Below are 3,601 nucleotides of genomic sequence, written 5' to 3'. Positions count from 1 at the left end.
TCCATCGGCAGTGGCAACCCGCAACGACGCAGCCAGGCGATGCCGGCCAGGCAGCGCGACAGGAACGGCAACTCCAGCGCGGCGCGGAAGCGCACCGTCAGCACGCCCGGATAGCGCTGCACCAGCAGGTCGTGGTCGGGCACGTCGCAGGCCGCGGCCAGGCGCGGTGCGATCTGGGCGAAGCGCACCGGCTGCGGGTCGGCCCAACCGATCACCGGCTGCCAGCGGCCATCGATCCAGCAATCGAACGGCTTGCCGCAGTACGACAGCACCGCGCGCACGGTGGCCATGCCCAACGGCGTGGCCTGGGCGGGCGCAATGACCATGTCGATGCCCTGCAGCCGCTCGAACTGCGGCGCCAGCGCATCGACCACCGCACTGGACAGCGCCGGCAGCGTGCTGGCGCCGCTGATCGCACTGCGGCCGGCGGCGCGTGCCGGCGCATCCACCTTCAAGGCGAAATCACGGACGAATTCCCGCCCGTCGGCAAGATCGATGTAGTGCATGCCGGCCTGCAGGCACGCGAGCGCAACGTCATAGCCCTGTCCCTGGAATGGCCCGGCGGTGTGGATCACCAGCTGCGCGCCGGTGGCGGCCAGTTGGTCGGCAAATGCAGGATCGGCGGTATCCAACCAGCACAGCTCGATACGCGACAGATCCACCCCCGGCAGGTTGGCCGGGGCCTGCGCGGGATTGCGGCCGGCGGCGATGACGGTGATGCCCGGCGTGGTGGCCAGCGCACGCACGATGCGTGCACCGAAGTGGCCGTACCCGCCGAGGACCAGAACACGACAGCTTTCCTGCTGCATCAAGACGTCCTGCGAGGTTGGATGCGGGGATTATCCGGGAAGTGGACGTTGGGTTTGTCGCCGGAGGCACCCTTCCCCAGCCCTGCCCGGGAACCGCTCCCTTTCACCCGCTGCTTACCCCCGCCATCGCAGGCTGGACCTCCCCCATCGAAGCCGAGCGCGCCATGCACCGCATTGTTCTTCTGGCTGGTCTCTCCTTGGCCTGCGCCGCCTGCAGCACCGCACGGGTCACCCAGGTACAACCCATCGACGGCGTCATCTCGGGCCAATGCCACACCGACAGGGTGCGCGGCGCGGTCGGCCTGGCTGCCGGCCCCGGCACGGTGGAGCGCGCGCGGGTGGATAGCGACAGCCTGCACGTCAGCGTGGTGCGGGGTTCCGATGGCGCCACCACCGCCTCCGAACCGGCACCGGCCAGCAGCGGCGGCGACCACCTGACCATCGAAGTCGGCCGCACCAACAACATCACCGCACTGCGCTGCGGCTGAATCCGTTCACCGGAAGCGGCACAGGTACGGATGCAAGCGATATGCTTGCTCCGTCTTCACATGCCTTGGAGTACCGATGCAATTCCCGTCGACGCCGCGCGCCCTGCGCCGCCCCGCCGCCCTGATTGCCACCACCGCACTCGTGTTGCTGCTGGGCGCCTGCAAGGGCCCACCTCCGGAGGAGCAGGACCAGGTCCTGGACCAGGCCCAGCAGGCCGCCCAGGCCGCTGCCGCCGATGCCGATCCCACCCCGCCGCCGCCGGGCAGCTGCGACGCCAGCCAGGTGCAGGGTCTGGTCGGCCAGACCTATTCCGACGCCATGCAGGCGCAGGCCAAGGAAGACGCCGGCGCCAACGATGTCCGCCTGCTCAAGCCCAACCAGCCCATCACCATGGAGTTCATCGGCGAACGCCTGAACATCGAAGTGGATGACAAGGGCGTCATCAGCGGCGTCCGCTGCGGCTGAACAGGAAACCGCCAAAGCCTTGTCCTGCAAGGCTTTGGTTGCGCAAGCAACGATGTATTGCGGCGTCGCAACATGTGTGATCTAGTCGATCGCATCCGGTGACCTTCAGGTGCGCTCCAGGAAGAGCACATCGTGTGCACTGGGTGAGCGCGAGGGCGCCTGCGCTGGTAACGAACGCCGTGACGGCGACCACCTCCAGCCTTTCCCCAGACAAGCCGAGCGATTGCAGTACGTGCGGCGCGCCTCACCCCCGTGTGCATGGCGTGCTTGGCGAGCGGGCGGAAGTGTCGCCGCTCACCTGACATCGCTACGAGGCACAGATGGCCGCCGGTACCCCGCAAGGGCTTTACGACCCGCAAGACGAACGCGACGCCTGTGGTTTCGGCATGGTCGCGCAGCTCGATGACCAGCCGTCCCGCCTGTTGGTCGACACCGCCATCGCCGCGCTCTCGCGCATGACCCACCGCGGCGGCGTGGCCGCCGACGGGCTCACCGGCGACGGCTGCGGCCTGCTGCTGCGCAAACCCACGGTGTTCCTGCGCCAACTGGCCGAAGAGGCCGGCATCCGCATCGGCCCGAACTTCGCCGCCGGCGTGGTGTTCCTGCCGCACGATGCCGACGCCGCGCAGCGCTGTCGCGACGAACTGGATGCCCAACTGCGCAGCGCCGGCTGCCACCCGCGCGGCTGGCGCGAGGTACCCACCGATGCCAGCGTCTGCGGTGAACTGGCCCGCGATACGCTGCCGAAGATCGAGCAGGTATTCGTTGATGCCGATGCCAGCCAGAGCGCCGAGCAGTTCGCGCTGGCGCTGTTCCTGGCGCGCCGCCGCAGCGAGCAGCAGCTGCGCGAGGTGGCCGACTACTACGTCACCACGCTCAGCGCCGATGCCATCAGCTACAAGGGCATGGTGCTGCCGGACAAGCTGAGCAGCTTCTACCCGGACCTGCAGCGCCACGAACTGGCCGCCAGCGTGGTGGTGTTCCACCAGCGCTTCTCCACCAACACGATGCCGCGCTGGCCGCTGGCACACCCGTTCCGCATGCTCGCCCATAACGGCGAGATCAACACCATCGAAGGCAACCGCCACTGGGCGCAGGCGCGCAGCAAGGTGTGGAAGACCCCGAAGTTCGACATCGCCCAGTTCGACCCGGTGATCTCGATGCACGGCTCGGACTCGCAGAGCATGGACAACATGCTCGAGCTGATGGTCGCCGGTGGCATGGAGCTGATCCAGGCGCTACGCATCCTGGTGCCGCCGGCGACCCAGTCGCTGGAGTTCAAGGACCCCGACCTGGCCGCGTTCTACGAGTTCTACGGGCTCAACACCGAACCGTGGGACGGCCCGGCCGGCATCGTCGCCTGCGATGGCCGCTATGCGGCCTGCACGCTGGACCGCAACGGCCTGCGCCCGGCGCGCTGGATGCTGACCTCCGACCGCCACTTCCTGGTCGCCTCCGAAGCCGGCGTGTGGGAAGTGCCCACCGAGCGCGTGGTGCGCAAGGGCAAGCTGGGCCCAGGCCAGATGATGGCCATCGACCTCAAGCGCGGTGACCTGCTCGACTCGGACGCGATCGACCGCATCAACCGTGCGCGCGCGCCCTACAAGCAGTGGCTGCACCAGGGCGTGACCTACCTGCAGACCGAGCTGATCGACCCGTCGCTGGCCGAGGAGCCGTTCGACGAGCCGACCCTGCGCAGCTACCACAAGCTGTTCCAGCTCACGTCCGAGGAAGTGGAGCAGGTGCTGCGGCCGTTGGCCGAGACCGGCCAGGAAGCCACCGGCTCGATGGGCGATGACACGCCCATCGCCGTGCTCAGCCGCAATACGCGCCCGTTG

At 68.5% G+C, this 3,601-nt stretch carries 4 protein-coding genes; 3 read left to right on the top strand and 1 reads right to left on the bottom strand.

The features are described 5' to 3' along the window. The coding region (locus VA603_RS09330) for a saccharopine dehydrogenase family protein (protein ID WP_323438629.1) at nucleotides 1-809 on the bottom strand (809 nt) is incomplete at its 3' end. 164 nt (nucleotides 810-973) lie between these two features. Between VA603_RS09330 and VA603_RS09325 the strand changes: the two genes are divergently transcribed. The 3 genes from VA603_RS09325 to VA603_RS09315 form a co-directional block, all read left to right on the top strand. Beyond that, the gene (locus tag VA603_RS09325) at nucleotides 974-1,297 is read left to right on the top strand and encodes a hypothetical protein (protein ID WP_323438628.1); all 324 of its coding nucleotides are present in this window, start codon (nucleotides 974-976) and stop codon (nucleotides 1,295-1,297) included. A 76-nt stretch (nucleotides 1,298-1,373) separates the two neighbouring features. Further along, nucleotides 1,374-1,763 carry an I78 family peptidase inhibitor gene (locus VA603_RS09320; RefSeq protein WP_132864030.1) on the top strand — a complete coding sequence of 130 codons (390 nt, stop codon included), beginning with the start codon at nucleotides 1,374-1,376 and terminating at the stop codon, nucleotides 1,761-1,763. Between the two features lie 320 nt (nucleotides 1,764-2,083). Next, the coding region (locus VA603_RS09315; protein ID WP_323438627.1) for a glutamate synthase central domain-containing protein at nucleotides 2,084-3,601 on the top strand (1,518 nt) is incomplete at its 3' end.

This window comes from Stenotrophomonas capsici, assembly GCF_034961085.1.
Lineage (GTDB): Bacteria > Pseudomonadota > Gammaproteobacteria > Xanthomonadales > Xanthomonadaceae > Stenotrophomonas > Stenotrophomonas capsici.
Note: the sequence above shows the minus strand (reverse complement) of the source record. Positions and strands in the feature narration are given on the sequence as shown.

Coding starts and splice junctions, on each gene's coding strand:
- VA603_RS09325 (WP_323438628.1), top strand. CDS start 974: ATGCACCGCATTGTTCTTCTGGCTGGTCTCTCCTTGGCCTGCGCCGCC.
- VA603_RS09320 (WP_132864030.1), top strand. CDS start 1,374: ATGCAATTCCCGTCGACGCCGCGCGCCCTGCGCCGCCCCGCCGCCCTG.